Here is a 23769-nt window from a genome sequence, read left to right as displayed (position 1 = left end):
AAACCGCTTCCCCATCAAACGGCCCTGCATGTCAACCAGACAAACCAATACCGTATCAATCTCGCCAGACGAAACCTCAGCCTTCAAATGCTCAAATGTCAGCGTCGCGCTCACGATGCACCCTCCCTGATCGTGATATCGTTCAGCGCCGGTTCAAGCAGCGCCAGTATGTCCCGGGACATGTTGGCAACCTGTATTTCATTGCCCAAAAGATCATTGCGTACTTCGATCATCACATTGGCCAGCCCCCGGCTCAGCGCATGGAGACGGAGCGAATGCGTTACACCGTCAGCGGGGCCATAGGGCTGATTGCGTTCCGTGCGGCGATGCGGGATCTGATCCATGTGATCCAGCATGGCATCGACCAGACGGCTGTCCTCGTCATGGAGAAGTCCAAGTTCAACCGCGCGCGGCTTACCAAAATAGACTGGCGTAAAGGAGTGAATAGTCACAACGACTGTATCCGGACCGCGCGCATCCAGAACCTGTGCAACAGCCTGACAGAACGGGGCATACACTGCCTGGGTACGTGCATCGCGTTGCGATTGATCGAGGCCCACATTGCCCGGCACTTCGATCAGTTCTGATTTCTCGGGCATTGCGCTTGCCGCCTCGGGCGGACGGTTGCAATCATAGACCAATCGCGAGACGGTCGAGGCCACGACCGGAGCATCAAGCGCTATCGACAGCGCCCGTGTCAGCGCCATTGCGCCCGGATCCCAAGCAGCATGGCTGACGCGCGCGGATGCGGACAATCCCAAATCATCAAACTCTGCCGGAATGCGGTTGCTTGCATGTTCACACAGCAGAACGACGCGCCCAACGCCCGCCTGGTTCAGGATTTCGACCGATCCGGTCATCCTTTGACCTCGGTATCCACATCCTGTTCCAGCTGCGGCATTTCTTCGATCAGACGGGTTTCAAGCAACTGCCCGTTGCGATACAGGATCGGATAGGCGACGGCCGCGATGTGACTGTTGAATTCGCGAAAGGCGCGCAGCGTTTCGAGGTGGATGTCGCTGGTTTCAAAGCTTTCTGCGCTGCCATGTTGCAAGCGTTTAAGGTGGCGTTTGCGACTGTCACGCTCGGCCCGCTTGATTTCGGTTTTTTCCAGGCTCAGCAGACGCGCGCTTTCCAGATCGTCCGAGATCAGCACGTTCGAGGCCAGTTTCAGGTTGGCCACAATCCCCTCGTGCATTTCGACCAGCTCTGACCAACCTTCTTTCGAGAACGCGGCCCCCTTTTTGCGCATGTCATCCGCCAATGCCGTCAGGCGTTTGGCCACCACGTCGCCCGCGGTTTCCAGGCGAATGGCATATTCCATTAGGTCCCGCGCAATCTTGGCATTTTCCTTGCCGAACGCATCAGCGGGGATAGCCGCCACATATTGCCGGATACCAGAAAGGCAATCGTTCACATCAGTATCCATGTCCCGAATGGCCCGGATCCGCTCCTTGTCGCCGCTGCGATAAAGCTCCAGCGCAGGCCGGAACATCGAGCCAACCATGTCGCTCATCCGCAGAAGCTCGCGTTTGAGGTTAGACAGGGCCTGGTTGGGTCTGCTGAGGGAATCGAGATCAAGCGCGCTGATCGGTTGCCCGGGCTGCGCGCTGCTTTCAGAACTTTTCGGATCGGGCAGCAGTTTTTCGAATGGCGCGCGCAGCATGCCGCAGAACGGCAGGGCCAGAACCAGAAGCGAGGCGTTGAAAATCAGATGTGCATTCACCAGCATCTGCCCGCCTTGCAGATCGCCCAATACTCCGGTTCGTAGCGCCATGTTGGCAGCAAACAGCGAGACAATTGACCAACTGCCCCGCAGCGCCAGATTAGCGAAGGGAATGCGCCTTGCAGACAGGGCCATGCCGCGTGTCAGCCAAACCGGGATGAAGGCGGACCCGAAATTAGCACCCAACACCAGCGAGAGCCCGGCGGCAAACGGGATCGCCCCGATTTGCACCAGGGTCACACACATCAAGATCGCAGCGACCGAAGAATGCATGACAAAGGCCAGCGCTCCACCGACTAGGAACGCTGTGATGTAATCACGCGCAAGATACTCGGCGATGGCGGGTAGAAAGGCGCTGTCACGGATTGGGTCCATCGCCTCGCGCAGAAAACGCAGTGAGATCAGTATGAATGCGACACCCATCAGAATACGGCCCAACTGGCGCGGTTTCTTGGCCTCTGTCTTGACGAACAGATAGCCGCCGACCGCAAGCAGTAGCGGCACCAACCAATCCAGTTTGAAGGACAGAACCTGAATGATCAGCGCCGAGCCGAGATCGCCACCCAGAACCATCGCGAGCCCGGTCGGAAAGGCCAACATCCCGCCCGCCGCAAATCCGGAGGTCAGCAGTGCAACTGCGGCCGAGCTTTGCAGGACGACGGCCATTGTAAGCCCTACCATCGAGGCCTGCACATAGCTGCGCTGCCCCGTCATCACCCGCTGAAACGATGCACCATAGCTACGCTCGATGCCTGTGCGCACCATGCGCACAGCGTAGAGCAGCAGCATCGTTGCACCAGCCAGACTTATGAGGAAACTGACAATCGCCATTCCGTTATCCGTTCACCAGATCAAGCAGCTCGGAATGCAGTTGCGGCGTGGCCGCCGATATGACTCGGCCGTCGGAATTCAGACCTAACGGCTTACCCTCCCAATCGCTCATGATCCCGCCCGCAGCTTCAACTACGGCGGAAACCGGCAGATAGTCATAAGGCTGCAGATCATAATCGATGACCGCATCAACATGGCCCATCGCAAGCAGTGCATGCGGGTAGCAGTCATAGGCAAAGCGTCGGGTCTGTCCCGAATTCATCAACCGATCAAACAGGGCCGGATGATCCCGGTAAATCTTGTCGCCTTCGTTGACGAAAAAAACTGCGTCGCTCAATTGGCGTGTAACGCTGACCGAGACAGGCTTGCCATTCAGTGTGGCCCCTTGACCTTTCATGCCGATCAGAAATTCGTTCAGGGCAGGCATGCCGATGACCCCCAATCGGGGAACACCATTCGTGAGATATCCCAACAGGAACCCAAACAACGGATGCCCCGACAGGAATGACCGGGTGCCGTCAATGGGATCTACAATCCAGACATTCTGCCGATCCTGACCTTCGAACCCCTGTTCTTCGCCAAAGATACCGTCATCTGGAAAGTTCTCAGCCAAATACTGTCGCACAACGGCCTCGACACCCTTGTCCGCCTGTGTGACCGGGCTTTCGTCCGCCTTGAACTCAACCCCCAAACGTCCCCGAAAGTACCCGCGCGCAGCCTGCGCGGCGATATTGGCGATTTCGGCGGCGTGAATCGCGATATCTGACGTACCTTCGGGCGTTGCAACGGTATTTGGTGGGGTTAGCATCTGTTTTTGTCCCTCATTGCAATGCCTTAAGCAGTATTCAGAGACGCCGTCATGGTACAGGTAAACTGGATGACTAACGGATCGCCATTGCACATGGGTGTTCCGGTTGTATCGTCACTCTGCGATGCTGCATTACGCAACATCTTTTAAGCATCAACGTCACAAAACCCCACACAGCACAGCAACATTAACCCACAAAAAACAACTTATTCAACCTAATTATTCCGTTTTTGGTTGATTAGCGGTTTCGTTTGTGGATTTTTGAGCGGTGGGTATCGCCATTCCGAGGCAAAGCAGGCAATACCGCCGCGTAGTTTTGGCAGGAATACACGCGCAGGGCCAAAGATTCGGTTCAGCGATCAGGAGCACCGGGATATGACAGACAAACACAACGTCCTGTTTATCATTACCGACCAGATGCGGGCGGATTGTTTGTTTGGGGCATTGGAGGCCCATGTTGACCTGCCTCACATGCGCGCATTGATGGAGGACAGTGTTTCTTTCACGCGGCACTTTTCCGTTACCAACCCCTGCGGGCCATCGCGCGCCTCATTGCTGACCGGGCAATACGCGATGAACCACCGGTCGGTACGAAACGGCACGCCCCTGCGCCACGATGCACCGACCATTGCCAGCGAGATGCGCAAGGCAGGGTATCTGCCGATGCTGTTTGGATATACCGACACATCACAGGACCCGCGCGTGTTTGATGCTAAAGACCCGGCGCTCAGGTCATATGAATTCCACATGGCCGGTTTTCAGGAAATGCTGGAAATGCGGTTAGAGATGTCATTCCCATGGCGTTCTCATCTAAAAAACCGTGGATATGAGTTCGAAAACTACATTGACGTGTTCAAACCGGTCGCACCCGATGGCGGCCAGCCTGCACTGAATGACCCGGCCTTCTACGCAGCCGAGGATAGCGACACGGCCTTTCTAACCGATCGGTTTCTGGAAACCATGCCGGCCTATGCGGATGATGACAGGGGATGGTTTGCACATCTGACCTACATTCGCCCACATCCACCGCTGGTAGCCCCGGCACCATATAACCGAATGTATGACCCTGCCTCGCTACCATTGCCATCGCGGTTACTAACCGCCGAGGCCGAAGAGGCGTTGCATCCGTTTTTCGCTCCGGCACAGGCCAACAGCACGGTTGCCGGATTTGTTGAAGGCTTCCCGGACCTTGAACCGACGGACGAGGTAGTGCAGACGCTGCGCTCGATCTATCTGGGTCTTGCCACGGAGGTAGATCATCATATCGGCCGCGTGGTTTCGTTTTTGAAAGAGACAGGGCAGTACGACAACTCGTTGCTGGTGGTCACCGCAGATCATGGCGAGATGCTGGGGGATCGACACAGTTGGGGTAAGATGTCGGTTTATGATGCGGCCTATCATACACCCTTGATCGTGCGCATGCCCGATGGAGCCCGTGGTAAACGGGTCGAGGCACCCACGGAAGCGATTGATATCGTTCCGACGATTCTCGAATGGATCGGGCAGACAATACCGGATTCCATGAATGGGCATTCGCTGTTGCCCTTCCTTCAGAGTGAATCCTCAACCCCGGCTGACTGGCGCCGCTATTCATTCTCGGAGTTGGACTTCGCTGATCCGCTGAACCCAACCCGCTGGCAACGCGAACTGGAAACGGGGTTAGAGGACAGCTGCCTGAGCATCCTGCGCGACAACCGGTTTACATTGGTTGAGTTTGCGGCTGATCTTCCGCCCATGCTGTTTGACGGTGAAGGGCAGGGTGAGATGGAGAACGTGGCAGAACATCCTGAACACGCCGCCACATTGGCGCGCATGACACGCGACATGTTGCGTCACCGGATGCGGAAAATGGACAAGACCCTATCAAACTGGATGATCACACCGGATGGTCCGCGCCATCCTTGACGTTCCTATATGGCTGAGGATCGTCAACCACCCCACGTTACAGTCATCAGCATATCCTCGAACTCTGCGGTGTCGAAAAACAGCACGATCTCACCCGTTGGGCCTGCGGGCAACGGAACCGTCGCCAACTGACCAACCGCCAGATCGCCCAGTTCCGGACGGCGGGTCAATGTGTCCTGAACCACACCTCCGTCGCTGGTATCAGAACGATCAGACACCGTGATTGTTGCCGGAGCAGCATCCAGACTGCTTTCAGCAAAAAGATCGCACCGTTTGAACGTCGTGAGGCGACCAGCCGACCAATAAGGATAGTGCTCGGGTCGGAGTGTCAGCCGCAGCTCGTGACGCCCACCCGCAGGTGGTGTTTCGCGGCGGAAGCGTGCCCATTCTGTCGGGAACTCGTGCCGCAGTGAGAATAGCCGCACATTGCCCACAGTCCCGTCTGCCGCAATATCGGCTTTCAGATGATCAACCGCCGCATTGCGCACGGGTCCACCGCCATCCCGCGCAGTGTAGCGCAGGTGCAAGACGACGTCCGAGATCGTGTCATAGTCGAACTGCTGCGGATCGCCCTGCGTTGGGTCCGCCGGCAGCTCTAGCCGCCACTCGCTGACTGCGCCCACATTTTCGAATGGTAAATAGCGATCATCAGGCATGCCCTCGAACTGACCGGTTTCCATTTGCGCCGCACTGAACACATTGCTTTCGGCGCTGTGAATATCGGCGAAACGGTCGTCTTCGGGGCCCGTGCGAACATAGCCATCCCCGATATCCGGTCGTTGCCGGATGCTGCTCTTGAGATGCACAAGTTTCGCATGGGTTCCTATATAGGGCCCGGAAACACAGGGCAGGCTGAGCGCAACACTCTTGATCCGGCGGAAGTAATGGCCCGGCCCATCCAGATCGAACTGGGCCTCGGGGATTTTAAAGGTACACCGACCTGTTCTTCGCAGATTGACCAGGGCCAGCGGATCGATTTGTAGCAGGCTGACATGTTTGGTCAGCTCGTATTCGTTGCGATTGTGCTCGTGATACGCAAGCTCCATCCGCTTGACGTCCAGCAGCAGCGCCTCGCCTGAAAGAAGCCCCTTGCGACCGCCATCCCAATAGTTGAACTGCACCAGAGTTTTCTGATCCAGCTCGGGCCGCATCAGTTCGGCTTTCATGGTCTGCTCGGCGCGTCGCGCGGTATCGAAGGCAAAGCGGTAGTACTCGTAATACAGCTTTGACAACTCGCCTTGCAGCCAGCCATAGAGCTCTTCGTTGGTGTACTTGTCCTGCAAGAAATCGCGGGTTTGCTCTGATAGACGGATTGCCTTCTTCAAGTTCAGGTATTCGCGATGCTGCGCCTGTTCCGCGATCAACGATGTCAGAATCTGACGCCCGATCTGCATCACATCATGGGCCGCCAGATTGTGCTGCAATATCCATTCATCGGCGCGACGTTCATAGGCGGCAGTGCGGGCCGCCATCCCGGCCTGATCACGGTTCCAGTCCGCGATCATCCCGGAAACATCCCCCGCGATCCGCATGACCGAGGACAGCACGGTTCCCACCTTAAAATCGATGGTGCCGCCGAGACCCCAATAGTGCAGATCAAGTTTCGGGTCGGGGATCGGGGTAAGGGTTGCTGAAATCGAGTGGAATACCGATTTGGCCAGCGTTGTGTCACGGGCTATTGGCAGCAGAGTATTAAGCTCTTCATCCTCTTTCTTAGACAGGTGAAGGTCTCCGCCCCCGGTCTGACCCGACGTTTGTGCGCCGTCGCCATCGCCCGGACGCTCAAGATCGGGAAACTCGAGCCGCTGAACCGGGAGGTCATATTGCGCAACAAGCGCCTCATACGCTTCATCAAAATTGGCCTTTGTCAGGGTTTGACGGGTCAACTCAAGGGTTTCAGGCGCATTTGGATCAGCCTCCTGACCCAGCAGGCGCTTGTAGTAGTTCAATCGCTCAAGCGCCGCGCCACGACTGCCGATCAGGGCTTGCGTCGCTGCCTCGGTGTTTTTCCATTGAAGGTAACGAAGATCGACCTGCAGTTTCTGCAAGCTGACTTCGTGACCTTGCCGCAACAGGGCAAGTGCCTCGGCGTCGCGTTTTTCCAAGGCGGTCAGCAAGGCCGACCCGATATTGCGGACCTCTCCGGCCAATTCCGCCGCCTTCTCGATCAACACGCGCGAGCGGACGGGGCTGACCGGTTGATTCAAACCCGAAACGACAGAGCCGATATCCAGCCCAGCCGCCGCCGCCTTGACCAGCATTCCGGGATCGATCGGCGGGTCGAACAGGGCAAGCGGACGAACCTGCCCTTCGATATCCATACAGTTGCGGATTTTGAACAGACGGTCGGCAACCGTATCCCAATAACCCAGCAGCTTTTCATTATGCGGGATGCAGAAATACAACGTGCGGGCCATACCGAATAACGGCGCAGCGCTGTCGCTGGTGCCCGCACCTGTTGGCGTTGTGAAATTGAAGGGGAACGCGCCTTCAAGCTCGACCAATGCATTGCCCATCGGATCAAGCCCTTGCGCCCGAAGCTGCGCAAAGGTGCGTGGCGTGGTTGTTCCACCCGCAGGTGAACGCTGCGGCTTGTCGCCCAGCAAGTTCGAGGCGAGCACATAGATCTGCAGCGCTTCCATGATGGCTTCGCGCGTGAATTGCTGGAACAGGTTGTCACCCCAGGCAATCAGATTGTCGAGGTACTTCATCACCACGTGCATCATGAATGAAATCGTCCGTGTGCGCGCGACTGCAAAGGGCTGAAACGGGGTGTTTCGCACCGCTTCATACCCATTTAGGATCGCTTCTTTCTCGGCCAGCTCCGCGTCGGTGCATTCGTCGTTTGGTTTGCTGAGCAGGGTCAACAACGTATCGATGGATTGGGCTTCGCCCTCGCGAAAGGCAAGGAAACGCCAATAGCGTGTGGGCACCGGTACATCGGGGTCATTCTCGGTCGGATCGAAAATCAGATGGAACCAGCGTTGCGCTTCGGCGAAACGTTGGGTCTTGGACAAGTGCACCGCAATGGTCAGCGGCACATGGAACATCAGTTCCCAATTGTAGTTGGCATAAGGCCCACCCATCCGCGTGTCGATTTCCTTCGGGAACGAATGGATGTCGATCTTGTCGGTTTCCTGCGGGGAATAGAGGGAATTGAAGAATGACTTGCGCAAGCTTTTGTGAAACTCCGGGGACAACATCCCGGGCACACCCTGTATGTTCAGACGCTCGATCAACTCCGACACGAAGGGGTGGAAGAAGTTTTCAAACGTGTAGTCCCAGTGTTTTTCATAGCTGATAAGCTTGATCTTCTGGGGGCCGAAAATGTCCTGATCAAGCAGGTGATGATAGCCGTAAGTGCTGATCTTGCTGGTATCCATGATCAAAGTCCTTTCCGGATCAAGTGCGACGCATGCGGACGGTGCTGCCCATCGGGCCGATGTCGCGGTCGCCAAAGCGGACCGTGCCACCAGTGCCCAGCGCTGTATGGACAAAGGCGTCTTCGGTCACGAATGCACGAAGAGTGCTCAGGTCGGCGCTGCCAAAGCCGGGGATTGCAGTCACCCGTTCAATCCGGTCGGGCTGCTCGGCAAGCGGCTCGAATGCCAGCACCATGGTATCGATTGTCGGGTCAACTTCGGCCACGCGGCCAAAATCAAGCCAGGTCACAACTTCAACGATCCGCTGCTTCGTGGACACGTAGAACACATGTCGCGGGTCGGCATAGAAGAACGGCGACTCCCAGGCTTCTCCATTGGTCGGGTGATGCGGCTGTGTGGCCTGATCGGGCGCCTTATTGGACAGCAACCGATGCGTGATCCCGTCATTGGAATAGATCGCTGTAAGGCGGTTTGACCCGGTCGACGTAATACGTTTCGGCAAGAAATGCGGCGCCTTCTTGGGTGAGCGCGTATCGGGTGTGCTAAACGTGTTGTACATAAAGAACGAAACGCCCAGCCAATCCTTGTACGAGATCGATATCCGCATCCCGTTGGTCCATGGGAATGAAGACAGGCGGATGCCTTTACGGAATTTGCGCATCTCTCGGGCTGGCACGTTTTCGCGCAGCAACAGGGGCTCATCAGGATCCGAACTGCGCGGCGGTTGCCACACGCCATCCACCCGTTCGGTCCAGTTCAGCATGACCTTGACGTCAAAGGTGGGTTCATCAACATCCATCAACGATGACGCCTCAACCTCGGCCAGCGGGCCTGATCCCGCGTTGGGTGTTCCTTGTGCCGTGTTTTCCGGCATCATCTTGATCCAGAACAGGAACAGACGATTGTTCCAGACCAGCGGCATGACCGGATTATCCTCGATATCCAGCGGGATTTTCTCCCACGCGCTCCACGAGCCGTAGGCACGGGTCCGGTGGTAATAACTGCGTTTGGCCCCGGCGGTGCGCCCGATAACATGCAACACGTCGTCTGCAGCACCGGGATCGCCTTCGATCTGGTAGACACCGCATACTTCCAGCTTGGCGACCTCTTCCAGTTTCTGCAGATACCCGATCAGCGAGGTGGCTGCGCGTTCCTCGGTGATGTCACCCTGCAGCAATTCACTCATCGCCTCGCGGAAGAAGGGTGACTGGTCGTCGCGCAATTCCGGCTCCATCCAGTTTTCAGGGTACAGGAAGATTTTCCGGTTTGCCTCCCACACGCGGTAACGCTTCATCCACTCCCAATGCTTGGACCGAAGGCTGGATGCAGCCACACGGGGTTCAAGGTTCATCAGGCAGCGCTCGGTAAAGATCTGGACCGAGGACAATGCGTGACGAACCCGCGAAGTGAGCATGCACGGCTCCATCTGCACATCCATCAGGAAGTATTCGAACAACTTTTCGGGCGTGTTGATATGCGCCGCATCCGGACGCCCGCGCAGATCGTGCAGGATATGCGCCACCAATGCATCACGCTGGCGCTGGCGCAGGCGGTCATTGATCGGTTGCAGGATTTTCAGCCAGTCGTCCGGGCTGTAACGCGCACGAAGGGCGGCGCGGAAATTCCGCACAATGGGTCCGGTTGGGGTGGGTGTTGCGGCGGCGATCAGCGCTGTCGCCGGAATCCCAAGTGCCGCCAGCCATTCGGCGATGTCATGAAGCCGCTCCAGAACGGCCAGATCGCCAATATCGGCTGGGGTGAGTCCGAAATGTACCAACAGGGCGGCGATATCCAAGGGATCCCAGCGCGTGACTTGGAACAACTCAGCCTCGGCGTCGGCGATGGCGACCGCTGGATTCTCGGCTATCGAAACCAGCCGGGCATTTTCAGGGGCATAAGCCGCCTTTAATCGCGCCATGCGCAGGTGCGCCGTTAGCACCCCCATCAGCGCGGTGGAGGTCGGATCATCGGGTGTACCGTTGACGGGCAGGCTGTTTGGCCAGGCCGCACCCGCAATCTGCAAATCGCCATGTGTCGTCAGGTGCAAGACCTCAGCGACGTCAAGTTTCAGCGTTTCGGACAACCGTGCAATGCGGCGCGTACGCAGGTAGGCCGCGCCCAGATGCGATACCGGATCAGCCGGGTAGAGATGCGAAGCGCCGATGACCTCAGTTCCTCGGCCCGGTGCACTCCAACGCAACGCCAGACGGTCGGTCACATTGGCCACGCCCAGCGCGATTTCGACCAAAGTGCCTGCGCGAAGCTCGATCGCGTTGGTGTTTGACCATATGCCGCCCGCCTCGGTCAGAGGAACAGGTTCGCCTGCGATGCTGAGTGTCACGGTCGCGCCCGCATCAGCTTCGACAGCAATGTTGAAGAATCCGTTTTCAGGCGCTTCCAGATATCCCCGTAACCGGATCGAAATCGTAGAACCCGGTGTGGTTTGATTGTCTGGCAGCACTGTTCCAGTGGAGGCAAAATCAATCGCGCCAGATATGGTTTCGACCCGCGCAGGCGGTGCAGTGTGGGCCGGACCATCGCTGATTTCAGCACTCAGACCCCCGGATTCGAGCATCAGGGCATCCTCAAGCGCGGAGCTGGCTGGATCAGTCGCCGCATGCAGAACCTCGGCCTTTTCGAACAGGACGGCTGCCAGATCAGCCTCAACTTCGATCGCGGTAACCAGAAGCAGCAGCGCCACCTGGCGTTTCCGTCTTGAGATCAGCTGCGGCAGGATTCCTTCAAGCAGGGCACGATAGGCCTCGGCCTTTGACGCGGTTGAGCTGCGGTATGCGTCGTGAAGCGGGAGCAGCTCGGGGAAGCGGGTGAAGAATGGCTGTGATTGTGCCTCGCTTGCGTTGAACAAAGCGTCAATTGCTAGCGTGAAGGCAGCAGGTGTCCCGGCGACGGCCTGCAGGGCATCTCTGACCGTGGTCGACATGAGCCCGTTGAAAACCAGAACCTTGCGGAAATCGTCATAAGCGATTTGATCGGGCGCCTCGGCCAGGATCGCCGGCTCTAGCGCAGTGGCAGAATGGTCATAGGTAACCTCGGCCGAGGATGTGGCCTCCAGATATCCGAAGAACTGCTCGGTCGCTTCGGCCCCATAGACCAGAGCCATGTGGGACCGGGCAATACCGCCATCGGGATCGTCCACCAGAACAAAGTCATTGGTGATCGCCGCAAACCCTGCACGCAGATCGCGTGCCAGGGTCGTGATGTTTTCTGCGGGTGGTGTCGTCTGGCCACTTGGGTCATGGTTCAACAGCAGCGCCAGTGCTGTTTCCAGCGACAGGCCTAGCTCGGACAGGCGATGCACCAGATCGATAACCGTCAGCAGAGCGGGTGCAGTGGCGTCTTGCGGGCCATAGGGGTCAAGACCGGTGGCTTGCAGCAAACGCTCCAATCCCGGCACGCTTTGCTCAAGCGCGCGCGCCAACCAGCCGCGACGGTAGATTGCGCTGACCGTCTCAATGGTCAGGGGTGTCGTGTCATCGAACCCCAAAACAGCAACGATCCGGTTAAATTCCGGACCCGTCAATGAAAAGGCCGCGCGCAATGTTTCAACCTCGGGCAGCAACAGGGCCGCAGGGTCTGTAAGCACGCCGCCAAAACCATCTTCGGCAAAGGCGGGGTTTTCGCGAGCAGGCCGCTGGAACATTTCACGGAATAGCGCGGCGGTTCCATTGGTGCTGATTGGTCCAAAGAGGGCCAGGATCGGGCGCAGCGCGTCCTCGGGCCTTAGCTCCAGCGCATCAAGGGCCGACATGGCGATGCCCAACTGTGGCAGGAGCTCGGCAAAGCCGGCGTCCATGCGAGCCAGGTCTACCTGCGCGTCGGCGCCGTCTGGCATCTGGTTCGTCGGATAAAGCGCCGAGATGATAGCATCCGTGTCGGCAATGCTAAGTTCCAGAACACGCCACAGACGGACGAACCGGTTAATCCGGATAAAGTCATTCCATTCAAGGCGGTTGGACAGCGGATCAGGGTCTGGGTGACGCAGTTCAAGCGCGCTTAGGTCGCACATATCCGACGGGTCTTGCGGATTTGTAAGCACGATCAGACCCATGATCCGGTCGAAAGTAGTGTCATCAAGCAACCATGCCTCGACATCACCGCCAAAGCGTTCAGGCTCGACCCCTGCCGCCATCCGGCTTTGTAGTTCTGCGGAGTTGATCGCGCCGTCCCGGAAGGCCCGGATATCGTCGAAGCCCAGGCCAAGATGCTCAAGCTTCGGGACCAGCGCGGCTCCGGGGTTCACGAACTCAGTCTTTAGGATGTTCACGAGATCAACCGGCGTGATCTCGGTACGGCGGCATAGGTCGCGCACGCTTTCCAAGCCATCACGCACTTCGGCTGCGCTGGCACCCGCATCAAAACCATAAAGCGAACGCACTGTCAGATCGGGTCGCGCTGACCCGGCAACCGCCACGCTTTCGGTCAGGACGGCGTTGAGACCGCGCGAGATGTTCAAGCGCTGCAGCCAGATGTCGCGCCATCCGTACGGTGCATCGTCCAGCGCGTCTGACGAACGCAAGTCAGCCATAACCCGATGTAAAGGCGCGTCGAAACGATTGAACAGGGCCTTCAGTGCCTCCAGCGAACGGTCAAACGGCAGGGGGGCAGGGAATTGGGCGGGGGCCAGCGTGGCATAGGCGGCATCGCGTACAAATTGAGGGCTGGCCAACAACTCTTCAGGCGGTGTTTGACCATCGGTCGAATGACCCTGATATCCACCCAAAGACATGCCATTGACAACGAAATGCTCAAGCACCTCGTTCACCAAGTCGATGTATGGCACAGGCGTCAGAGTGTTTTCGCAAGTCAGAGGCAGGTGTTGAATATCAGGCCGCCGATCAAGCAACACATCAAGTGGATTGGTGAAGCCGTTGGGAATCTCGGTCGCGGGGCGATCGAGAAACAGCAGAAGATCAACAAGATAGGCTGCGGGGCTGAGGACTGACCGGCAATGCTCGCATCCGCAATAATCCATCGAACCGAAAAGCTCTTCTAATGTGGAGTATGCGAGCACATCACCAAAATTGTCCGACCCGCCCGGGGTAGGGTTCAAAAATCCGTCAGCAGCGCCCACGCTGGGGCCGATCGCTGGCATCATCCGATGAGTCATATAGGCGGTGGCCAGATTCAGAACCGCTCCATGGACCTGTTCAGCCTTGCGGTAGATCTGCATCGCGACGGCCTCGTTCAGAACGGCCTTGTGGGCGCGCAGGAACTCATCTTGTGGCAGCGCCACGACCGCATAGGCCGAATCCAACCCTGCAGCCAGCATGGCATTCATACTGCTGTCGTCGGGTGAGATCTGATAGACCCGCTGAATGCGTGAGATTTCGCGCACCACTTCTGGCGGTTCGTCCAGCGCATTTTTTGCAATAAAGCGCGCAACGGGCTGCTGACCTATCTGGAAGGTATCGGCATGTTTTGCGAGGAAACCATGCACGTTATTCGACAGCCCTGTATCGACCAATGGCGTCTCATGCGCCCGGACCATTTCCGCAACAACCGCAGTCGGGAAAGACAGCCGCACCTGAGCGGCCATGAATTCTGCATAGTTGGCGCGTCTTTCGGCGGCATCCCGGCCCTGAACTGCCTCTGGCACGGGGTCGGTATCATCCATGATCGCGGCCCAGGCATCGGCTTTATGAAAACCCGCCTTCACTAGGCCTCCCAACGTACCGTCCGCATCGCCATTGGTGTCACGGTGCAAGCGTTCGACCAGCTTGGAGTTGTTGAGCGTCAGATAGGCAAGCTTGCCATCGGTCTGCAAACGGGTGGCTTTGTCCTGACCCAACTTACCCTCTACCTCGGTCCAGAATGTATCGAGATCATCACCATGCGCCGCATGGAGCGCGGCAAAAGTTTCACGCTCGTCATCCCGCGTCAGCGAAAGTGCAAGCAAAGGCTGCATTCCGGCCAAAGCCCCGGGAGGGGGCGTATCCAGCCGCACGCGCGCGGAAACTTCGGTAAATCGGGCAAGGGAGGCATCTATCTGATCCGCCAGTTTGGCGTCGATCAATCCTTCATCCAGCGCGGATTTCCAGATTTGCGCCACTTTAGCAGGGGGCGTGCGGAAAACCGCGGTGTCATCGGCGGGAACACCTGCACGTAAAAGCGCATAGAACAGGCCAGAGTCGATGCGTTGACCACGCCGTCCAGCGGTCTTGTCAGACAACTGTTGGGATAGCGACGCCAATGCCACGGCGCGCGCGTCCCAACCTGTTTTATTGGCCAGATATGTGATGTCCTGACGGGTGTCGCTTTCTTCAAGTTTCGACAAGGCACCGTTGAACTGACCAGAGAGCGCCTTGGTCAGTGTGGCGTGTTCTGACAACAGTTTTGCGGCACTTTCAGCAGGCAGAACCACGGAAAGCTCGGAATCCGGTCCAGCGTCATATTCCACCGCCGAAGCGGCAACCACATCGTCATTCAAACGCACCTGCACCTGAAGGTCTGGTGCATCCTTGCCGCGCTTGGTGATCTGATCGCCGGTAAACACAATCTCGAAGGCACCGCGTTTACCGGTTGTAGCCTTCCCCAGTTCAACGTCGCCGCCGACACCTTTGTCGACAACAACAACAGCAAGGCCATCAACAGCCGCACTTTGCGCACTTATGACGCGACCGCTGACACGGTAGGTGCCAAAATCCGTCGGTGTGTCCAGTCGAGCGACCAGATCGTTAATCACAGCCGCCGTCCTTTTATCGACACTGCCGGTCGGGGACAGATCGGCCTCTTTCTGAAACAGGCGAACGGCTTCAGTGGTGCCTTTTCCGTAGGTCGGTGTGCGGCCATCCTTTTCGCGCGACACGATATCGGCCAGCGCTCGGCGCGCGCTGATATCATTGGCCAGCAGCAAGCCTTCACGCAGCAGTGCCAGCAAAGCGGATTGCAGATCGCCCACCGTAGCGCGGCGCATTCTGGGCTTTAGCGGATGCGTAACTTTGGTCATGAGGAGGTACCCTTTCTGACAACTGCGTTCACCATTTCAAATGGCCTTTGATGCCCTGGCCTTGCAGGATCGACATCGTGCCTGCCGCGCCCAGGCCAAGGTAACCAGCGGACCGTCGGAAAAAGCCGCCAACGCCACCCTGACGATGGCCTGCATCGATTTCGTCCACCCAAAAATCGGCCGCTTCGCGCGCGGCGGTTTTTTCGCCTTTGATTGCGGAGCGAGCTTCGGTTCCGGCCAGTGCAATTGAGCCGAAAGCTGCGAGCCCGGCGGCAAGGACCGATCCGGCACCACCACCCGTGACGAGCTTGCCCGACACCGAGACCACGTTGAGAGTGCCCGAGGCCGTGCCCTCGACCACATTTGCAGTGCCCACGCCGGTCTCGCCTTCGGCGATTTGCGTGATCCCTGTGCCAACCTGAATGCCGCTGGCCGCCATACCGATCACCATGAGCCCACGGCCCATGACCCCTAGGATGGCGCGGCCCCCGGACAGGGTCTGCGACACTGCCTTGCTACCCCGCATTGCTTTGGCGAGCTTGGAGATTGAGGTGATTTTGCCTTGCTTGTTCACCATGTTCATGGTGTCGACTTTTTGCACCATCGACGCAGTATCGGGCGCAGCGCCCGGGCGGTAGACTTGCACGGTGCCCTTGATCATGCCGGTATTGGTGTCGAATGAGGTCAACATTCCGTTTCCCTGTTTCGGGATCTCGATCAGCGTCCAATTGCCGTTGCCATGCGCCACCAGATGAGACCGGACTCCGGCGACCTTCACACCCTGGGCATGGGTGGTGTTGACGTCTGCAAAGGAAACCATGGCAGTGGGCGGGTGCGTGTGTGCGATAGCCGTCGTTCCCTTTGGAATCGAGACCTCGGGCTTGGTGGCCGTGCCCTTCAATATCTTGAACGTGTTGTTCTCTTTGATAAGGGCAAACTCCTGCACGCTGCCTTCGGTGTTCCTGACCTGAGTCGCCAGCGCATCAAGCGTCTCAAGACCCTTCTGCAACGATGCAACTTCAAGGCCTCCGTTGGGCACAGTGGGCGGCGCAGTGCCCTCGGGATCGTTGAGCGTTACCGGGTTGTTATAGGCATAAGCATAAAGGTTCAGCCCACCTTCAATTCCGATGGGATCGGCGCTGATCCATCGGCCGAGCCAAGGGGCGGCATAGCGGGCACCATGATGGTTAAGCCCGGTTTCGGCATCCCGCTCCATCGCGGTATATCGAAAACGTTTCGGACCTAGGCCAGCGGTGGCAACGCCTTGATAGGTGGTACTGCCGAAGGGGCTGTATTCCTCGTAAGACAGAACATTGCCGTTCTCGTCCAGTTCGATCCCCACACTGCCCACATGGTTACTGTGCTGATAACGAATGACGCGGCTGACCGCTCCACCGGTGATCGTCGTCTCAACCAATGCAATACGGCCAGCTTCGTCCCCCACATGCAGGGTCTCTCGGGTCCGCGGGTTTGCACCCGGTTCGCGGATAATGTCGAACCCGCCCAGCGAGATCGTCTCGCGACGGATGGCTCCTGCAGCGGTTTCTGTCACTTTTCGGATGCGGGTCCCGTCAGAGGCGTAAACAAAGAAAGTGCGGTCCCCTTGGTGCGCCAGGCCGTCCGCATCATCAGGTCCAACTGCCTGACGGCGGCACATGCGCAGTTGGTTGTCGTGGTCCCATGCGATCTGATCGAGATGAGAAAGGCGCAGCATGTTGCCCATCGCATCATAGCCGTCACCGCCCTGACTGATGATATCATTCAAGGCACCGACCGATGTTTGACTTAAGCGGTTCGAGGATACCCCCGCGGCCAGATCGCTGTCCTCGCCATAGGTGTAGGTCCGCGTCCAACCGGGCGCCACGGGATCAGAGCCCCGGTGGCGCATCTCAATCAAGTTGCCCGCAATGTCATAGTGAAAACGCTCAAGATACCGGCCAAGGGCGAAACCATCACTGCGGTGTGGCAGCCGGGTTCGCGCGGCATTGTTATAGCTGTGGGCACCGGGTGCGCCGCCTTGCTGGCCAAGATGTTCGCGGCCCGTCGCCTCGATCAAACGATGCAGGGCATCAAACGTATAGTCGTTAGAGGCATCAACACGGCGATTGCGGAAAAAGATCTGCTGTTGCGCGCTGTCGCGGATGTGGGTCACGTGGCCAGACACATCGTAGATCATGTGCTGCGCCTGCAAGTGGCATCCTGGCCAGCCTGCAACTGGCGGTGTCGGACAGTCCGAGCCAAATCCGGTTGCATCGCGCCGGGTGATGATGCGTTCGGTGAGACGGGTCAACGGATCATGCAGGATTTCTGTTTCAACCGCGTTGCCATAGGTGATGCGGTCGCGGTCGCCCCAAGGGTTGTATGCAATGCTTGAGACCACGGCATGATCTGCAGTGGCGGGATCCAACAAAGTGTCAGGTGCCGCGGGTCGTGCGTGCCAGGTGTCCACCCGATCAAGCCGCGAGGACGGGTTATAGCGGTACTGCACAACCTGGATGCGCGCGCCCGGCCCTTGCGGTTGCAGCGGCACCAGTTGGACCGGACGGTCCAGCGCGTCAAAGCGGGTTTGCCCTGAGAAAATCTCGGGCTCAGTCGCCACGGGTGCGGCCCAATCGAGCGTGGTGCGAAACTCCTGCGCCAGTTGCCGCTGGCTGCGGATTGGGTTGCCTTTGAAATCATGGGCCAGAATTTCCATCGTGCCGGATTGGTCGCGGCTGATCGCAATGCGTTTGCGATGGTTCAGGGCTTCGGGCGTCAGCAGCGATTCTCCGTAGATCGTTTCATCGATCCGCAGCTCAGGACCCGCATTGATGCTTAGATGAGTGGCGATGGGTCGGCGCAATACATCGAATTCGTGGCGCAGCCGGTGGTCGCGCGCATCCCACGTAAACGCCGTTTCGCCATTTACATCCGATAGCCGCCAACGGGTACCGCCCTCCATACTGTCGGTCCGAATGGCGGTGCTGAGCATGTCGAAAGCGGTACGCTGAACCTCGCGCCCAAGCTCATCCCAGGTTCGGCGCGTATTGCCTTCGATATCGATTTCGGTCGCAACGCGGTGGAGTGTCTCGGTCGGTAGGGTGCCCGGGGCCGTGTTGCTGTAGAGAGTGCGGTTCGTGGTGAGGCGCGCGATCAGCGCACCACGGGTATCCGCCAATGCCCGCATCGGTGTGTCATCATAAAGCGCCGATTTCGATGCAGCCTCAGTGGCGCGCTGCCGGTCTTCGGGATCGGGGAAACGGGTAGCCAACGCCTGCGCTTGCGCCGGATCAGTGCGCAGCGCGTGCCAAGTGGGTAAATAGGCAACCTGCGGCAACCGTCGGAAATGGTCGCCAAGATCGGGGTCTTGGGCGGGATCCGAAATCAGTACAGTATCGCCCGGGTCCCATGTCGTCTGGTCCCAAACAGAAAACCGGTGTTTGCTCCATGTATGATCGGGATTCAAAATCCCGATCTCTCTGCCCAATGCGTCGTAGAAGAAAATTGGGCTTACACCGATGCGGATGTCGGACTCATAGGTCGGGCGATCTGTGAAGAACGGTTCGAACTGTCGAACAATATTGCCCTTGTTGTTACGCACTTTCCAGCCGGTACCGACCCAGCGTGGCGACGGCGATGCGGACATAACCGGTCGACCATCAGGACCCAACAGGATGTTCCCCGAGCCATCACGCGTTGGGACCGGACCGTCTTCGGCCTGAATCTTGCGTTGAATTTCCTGCCCCATCCCATCTGTAAAGGTAAGTTCGGCCAGGAACGGGGTGGTTTGACCCGGCAAAAGATCACTGTCGTGAACCTCTCGATGCAGGGAAAGACCGATGACGGGTGATGGGACAGGATCCCCACGAGAGTGATAATAGGCCCAGGGATCATAAACATAACGCATTGTCGCGCGCCCAAGTGCTGCCAGAGCTTCAGGTCCACGCGGATTAGTCAGCACTTGGGTGCGTGCTGCAGGCACCAGTGTCGGATCAAAGCCATCCAGCCTGTCACCTTCGTCGGGCCCATCGACCTTGCCCATTCGGGCCATGCCGGTCACGCGGCCATAGGCGTCAAAGACCACCTCGCTGCGATTACCGTTCTCATCGGTCAATACCGAGGCTTGCAAAACGCGATAATCCTGTCGGCGTTCGGTGATTGCGCCAGCTGGACCGGTCGAGCGTACCCCTGCCGACATGCGATTGCCCAATGCGTCCTGCGTTTCCTCGATCAGCAGGTCGAAAGCGTCATAGCGGGCTGTTGTTTCCGTATGTGTCGCAGGCTGATGGAACGGGTCCCGCAGGCGATGTGGTCGAAAGAAATGCTGTCGTGCAAATGCCAGCTCTTGCGCGGGCGTATCACCGCTTGAGGGCGACAAAAGCTGACGGTCCGATGGGCGCCACCACTGGCCGTCGCCGTCAATCTCGGTGTATCCCGCCTGCGCCATCTCGGCCGCACCAACGCGGCCTCCATAAACCTGCGTGACAAGACCCGGCGTGAAGGCCAGTTGGAAGCTTTGATGGAGAAGCCCCAAACTGCCCATCTGGCCAAGCGGCAGTGGGCCGGTCAGCGTATCATCCCTGAAGTACTGACGGCGGTGTTCGATCAGACGACGCTGCACCTGACCCGCGGTTGGGGTCGCTTCATAAGCAAGATCGGCTGCAGCGTTCGCCTCTGTCTCGATCTCATCAAAGGACAAACGCGTACCCGGCGCTGGGCTTAAGCCGGTAAGCTCAAAGCTTTGTTCTTCACATGACACCGGGGCGCGGTAGGTTTGATCTGTCGCGATCAGGTCCGTGACGCGCCGCGTGTGTAATACCGCATGTAACTGCGCCTGACGCACCTGATCTTCGGGCATCAGCGTCGGATCAGGTGTTTGCCGGCCATACATGACATCGACGCGGCGCAGTTCAGTCCCAAACGGGTCAACCTCCAGTATGACCTGATGCTGAAGGCGCGGGTCATCGGGGATCCGCTCATAATGCGCGGTTAGACTTTCCCGGGCATGGGTCAGAAACACGGCATGACGGTTGAGTCCACGGGACTGCAGCAAATGCACAGTCTGCGTTTGCTCGACCACCTGATAGGGGTGACCATTGGGATAGCCGGGCTCCGCCCTGCCATCGAGCGCATAGGTTTCACGCCGCAGCACCGTGCCGCGAAGCGCGCGCGCAGCCTCGCGTGTTTCTTCGGTTGTCAATCCGGGTGGCAACACCGTGTCGGGCAAAAGCCGCCGCCGCGCTTCAACATCGTCGTCACGCCAAGCGGATGCGCGCCAGTATTCCCCACGATCCTGCCCATCAAGCAGACCAGCCAAGACATCGGGCAGACTACCTTGGTCGAGATACACGCCGGTATGAAACCATGTTCTGGTCAGGACAGGCGGAACATGAGATGCCGGGTCTTCGTTTGATGCCAGTGGCCCCAGCGCATCTGACGAGAGCGCTGCGAATTCCTCGGTGTCCCATTGTTCGACCATGCCGAACCCGCGAAACTCGCGCTCGACCCCGTCGAAATGACCATGGTGAAAGGCAAAGCGAGATACGAACCGGGTTTGCGCCACACGATCATGTGTAACGATGCGATCAACCACCTGCACCGGGAACGGCAGGCGCGTGGCCCAATGACGTCCTTCATAAAGGTCTTGCAGGTAAAACCGCGACGACGAGGCATAGCGCAATTCGGTCTCGCCACCGAAATTGTTGACATATCGGGTCATGAGGTGCGGTTTTTGTCCGCCCATCAGATCGACGTAACGCAGTGGCTGACCTGCGTCGCGGGACAAAGTAGAGGACCACACAAGACAGGCGGTGCCCGTTCCAAATAGATCGAGCAGATCAACCGAAGTTTCGGTATCAAGCGGCGGCACATTCCCTAGGCGTCGACGCGGTGCAAGCCGGTTGCCAGACATGTTGAAATAGAGGTCGATACCTTCTGCACCCAGATAGACAATGTCGGTGGTGCCCGAGCCGTCGATATCCGTCAGGCGCAGGCGGCTGCGGTCGAACATTTCGGGGCGATCAAATTGTGGCGCGTCGTCCATCGCCACTTTGGTGCCGAAACGCCCATATCCGCAATTGGGCCAATAGGAGACTTCACCACAGCGGATACGAACCAGATCAGACAATCCGTCGCCGGACATATCCGCCAGAAATATTGCAGCCTCCGGATCGGAAAACACAAGTCGGGGTCCGTCAGCGTCGTTCCATGGCTGCGCTTGCCTGCGCGCGGGGCCAAACCCGGCCTCGCCTTCGGAGGGGTACCAGACAAAAGCGGTGTCCACGGTCAGAAGAATGTCTGCAAGGCCATCGCCTGTCAGGTCAACCATCTTCATGCTGTCATTGGACGCATCTACATGTGGCCAATATTCAAACGCGCGGAAGTCGGACCAACCTGATTGCGCGTCGCGCTCGTGGAACCCCGGGGTTGTCCGGTCCATTACCACCAGATCCGGGCGACCATCCCCGGCAAGGTCCATCCATTGACCTGACTCAGCAAATGCAGGCCGTTCGGCAACCAGCACGGGGGCCGCAAAGCGCGCCGTGCCATTCATTGGTCCAAGGTTGCGAGTGTAATGCCAGGCAACCGGGGTCGAGGTCAGTATTCCACCAACACCGTCACCGTCCAAATCAACCCAGTTTGCCGGATCAGTAAGTCCGGCCGGAGCACCTTCGGTCTGCTCGCGGTCAAGGCCGTGCACAATATCGTTCACCTCGGCCCGGCTATAGGTGAATTCCACCGGCGGAATTGCCTGTCGTCTGTAGGCGAGGAACGTGGCACCGTTCACATCGCGTGGTGCAACAGTATCGTCCAGAGCGAAGCCCGACTGCGCGACCGCCATGAGGAATGAGCCATAGCGCGTACTGCCGGGGTGCTGACGCTCGTCATCTGTGTCAGCACCGGGAGGGGTGAAATCGTCATAGGAAAACTCAGTTGCCTTCACGAGACCGCGATAGCCAGGTTCGCCCGTCGGCAAGTCGGGGATATCATGAAAGGTCAGAATTCGATGGCAGCGGCGATAGCGCCGAACCTCAAAGCCCGCGCGGTAGCTTGATGTGGGGTCTGGGCGCACTTGCCAATTTCGGCCGGGATCAGAGGATGCATGGACAAGCTCATGCTGTGCATCCGTCGCCACGTTGGGATCAGGTGCGATTGGCAACAGGTGGTCTTCGCCATAATCGAATACGACCGTGAACAGCCATCCACCTGCATTCACATCCGGATCAACCAAACGAGAGACTCGATTGCCGTAGCGGATGCGTTTCAGATACCGCTCGGCTGTGCGGGACCGATTGGCTTCGTGCGCCTGCGCCTGATCGATGCCAACTGCGTCTTCGGCGACATGCTCGTATCGGATGGCGTTGCCTTTGTCGTCGAAGGTCTCGGACAACAACCAGCGAAATACACGGGCGGGGTCGTTCGGGTCTGCCACCCTTGATAGGCCTGACGCGCCATAGATCGAAGTGACGTTTTCGCGCGACGTGACACGCCAATGCGCGATACCCGTCGCCTCGTCTGTCCACCTCTCAATGCGGGCAAAAGTGCTTTCGATCCGGGGGCGGAACCTGTGGATGGTCACACCTGGAAACCGCGCGCGATCCTCCCATTGTACCCCCTGAGAGTCGAGCAGCGGCACCAGATCTTCAGACCCCGAAATCAGGAAGACATCCGATCCGGCTGCATCGTCGTATTGGGGCAGGCCTTTTTCCGTTTTGCGCGTGATCTCGGGCAGCGAAAGTGACCATCCAAAGCCGAAAGTGCCACTGCTGGTGCCAGCCTCATAGCTCAGTTGCAACTCTGGTGTGAAACCACCGCGCCCGGGGCTGACAGGAACCGGAATCGTCAAGGACGCAGACCCGGTCACCGGGTTCGAGGTAATCTTTTCACCAATACCAGAAATCGCGCCACCGCCTTTCGGCAGATTAAGCGACAGCACATCTTTGTTGGCGCCATTGTCACCTGAAATGGCGGATGCTTCCGACCTTTGAGGTCGGGAAATGGCAGTGGAGCCTAACATTCGGCCACCATAAATTCGTCATAAAAATATCAGCGCCACAGGGGTGCTTTACGTAGGGTAAGCAATCGGAAACCGCTGGGTCAATGCAATCAGATGGGATCGGCGATTGTCTGCCGTACCGTTCTGGTTGTGTTGTTAAGCACAACCTCGCAA

At 58.2% G+C, this 23769-nt stretch carries 7 protein-coding genes; 1 reads left to right on the top strand and 6 read right to left on the bottom strand.

Features of this window, described 5'->3' with window-relative positions; genetic code table 11:
* Nucleotides 1-110 precede the first annotated feature (110 nt).
* From ACR0NE_RS20520 to ACR0NE_RS20510, 3 genes are read right to left on the bottom strand one after another with little or no spacing between them, the layout of a single operon-like run.
* On the bottom strand, nucleotides 111-860 hold the full coding sequence (locus ACR0NE_RS20520; RefSeq protein ID WP_170598459.1) for an N-formylglutamate amidohydrolase: 750 nt from the start codon (nucleotides 858-860) through the stop codon (nucleotides 111-113).
* Nucleotides 857-2557 (bottom strand): Na/Pi cotransporter family protein, encoded by a 1701-nt coding sequence (locus ACR0NE_RS20515; RefSeq protein ID WP_170598462.1) that lies wholly within the window; start codon nucleotides 2555-2557, stop codon nucleotides 857-859. Before ACR0NE_RS20515 ends, ACR0NE_RS20520 begins: the two co-directional genes overlap by 4 nt.
* 4 nt (nucleotides 2558-2561) lie before the next feature.
* Complete coding sequence (locus ACR0NE_RS20510) at nucleotides 2562-3365, bottom strand: inositol monophosphatase family protein (RefSeq protein ID WP_170408817.1); 804 nt, start codon at nucleotides 3363-3365, stop codon at nucleotides 2562-2564.
* A gap of 375 nt (nucleotides 3366-3740) precedes the next feature.
* Between ACR0NE_RS20510 and ACR0NE_RS20505 the strand changes: the two genes are divergently transcribed.
* On the top strand, nucleotides 3741-5270 hold the full coding sequence (locus ACR0NE_RS20505) for a sulfatase-like hydrolase/transferase (protein ID WP_170598464.1): 1530 nt from the start codon (nucleotides 3741-3743) through the stop codon (nucleotides 5268-5270).
* A 23-nt stretch (nucleotides 5271-5293) separates the two neighbouring features.
* Here the strand turns inward: ACR0NE_RS20505 and ACR0NE_RS20500 are convergent, their stop codons facing one another.
* Genes ACR0NE_RS20500 through ACR0NE_RS20490 form a run of 3 tightly spaced genes read right to left on the bottom strand, consistent with a single transcriptional unit; the run spans nucleotide 5294 to nucleotide 23616 of the window.
* Nucleotides 5294-8653, bottom strand: coding sequence for a Tc toxin subunit A-related protein (locus tag ACR0NE_RS20500; protein ID WP_170598467.1), 3360 nt, complete (start codon nucleotides 8651-8653; stop codon nucleotides 5294-5296).
* 19 nt (nucleotides 8654-8672) lie between these two features.
* Complete coding sequence (locus ACR0NE_RS20495; RefSeq protein ID WP_170598470.1) at nucleotides 8673-15620, bottom strand: neuraminidase-like domain-containing protein; 6948 nt, start codon at nucleotides 15618-15620, stop codon at nucleotides 8673-8675.
* Between the two features lie 28 nt (nucleotides 15621-15648).
* Entirely contained in the window at nucleotides 15649-23616 is a 7968-nt protein-coding gene (locus ACR0NE_RS20490) for a SpvB/TcaC N-terminal domain-containing protein (RefSeq protein ID WP_170598473.1), read from the bottom strand.
* Between the last annotated feature and the right edge of the window lie 153 nt (nucleotides 23617-23769).

The organism is Ruegeria sp. C9 (genome assembly GCF_056537585.1).
Note: the sequence above shows the minus strand (reverse complement) of the source record. Positions and strands in the feature narration are given on the sequence as shown.

What these genes read in the sequence shown, in the direction of transcription:
- ACR0NE_RS20500 (WP_170598467.1), bottom strand. Translation starts at nt 8,653, where the DNA reads ATGGATACCAGCAAGATCAGCACTTACGGCTATCATCACCTGCTTGAT.
- ACR0NE_RS20510 (WP_170408817.1), bottom strand. Translation starts at nt 3,365, where the DNA reads ATGCTAACCCCACCAAATACCGTTGCAACGCCCGAAGGTACGTCAGAT.
- ACR0NE_RS20515 (WP_170598462.1), bottom strand. Translation starts at nt 2,557, where the DNA reads ATGGCGATTGTCAGTTTCCTCATAAGTCTGGCTGGTGCAACGATGCTG.
- ACR0NE_RS20520 (WP_170598459.1), bottom strand. Translation starts at nt 860, where the DNA reads ATGACCGGATCGGTCGAAATCCTGAACCAGGCGGGCGTTGGGCGCGTC.
- ACR0NE_RS20505 (WP_170598464.1), top strand. Translation starts at nt 3,741, where the DNA reads ATGACAGACAAACACAACGTCCTGTTTATCATTACCGACCAGATGCGG.
- ACR0NE_RS20495 (WP_170598470.1), bottom strand. Translation starts at nt 15,620, where the DNA reads ATGACCAAAGTTACGCATCCGCTAAAGCCCAGAATGCGCCGCGCTACG.
- ACR0NE_RS20490 (WP_170598473.1), bottom strand. Translation starts at nt 23,616, where the DNA reads ATGTTAGGCTCCACTGCCATTTCCCGACCTCAAAGGTCGGAAGCATCC.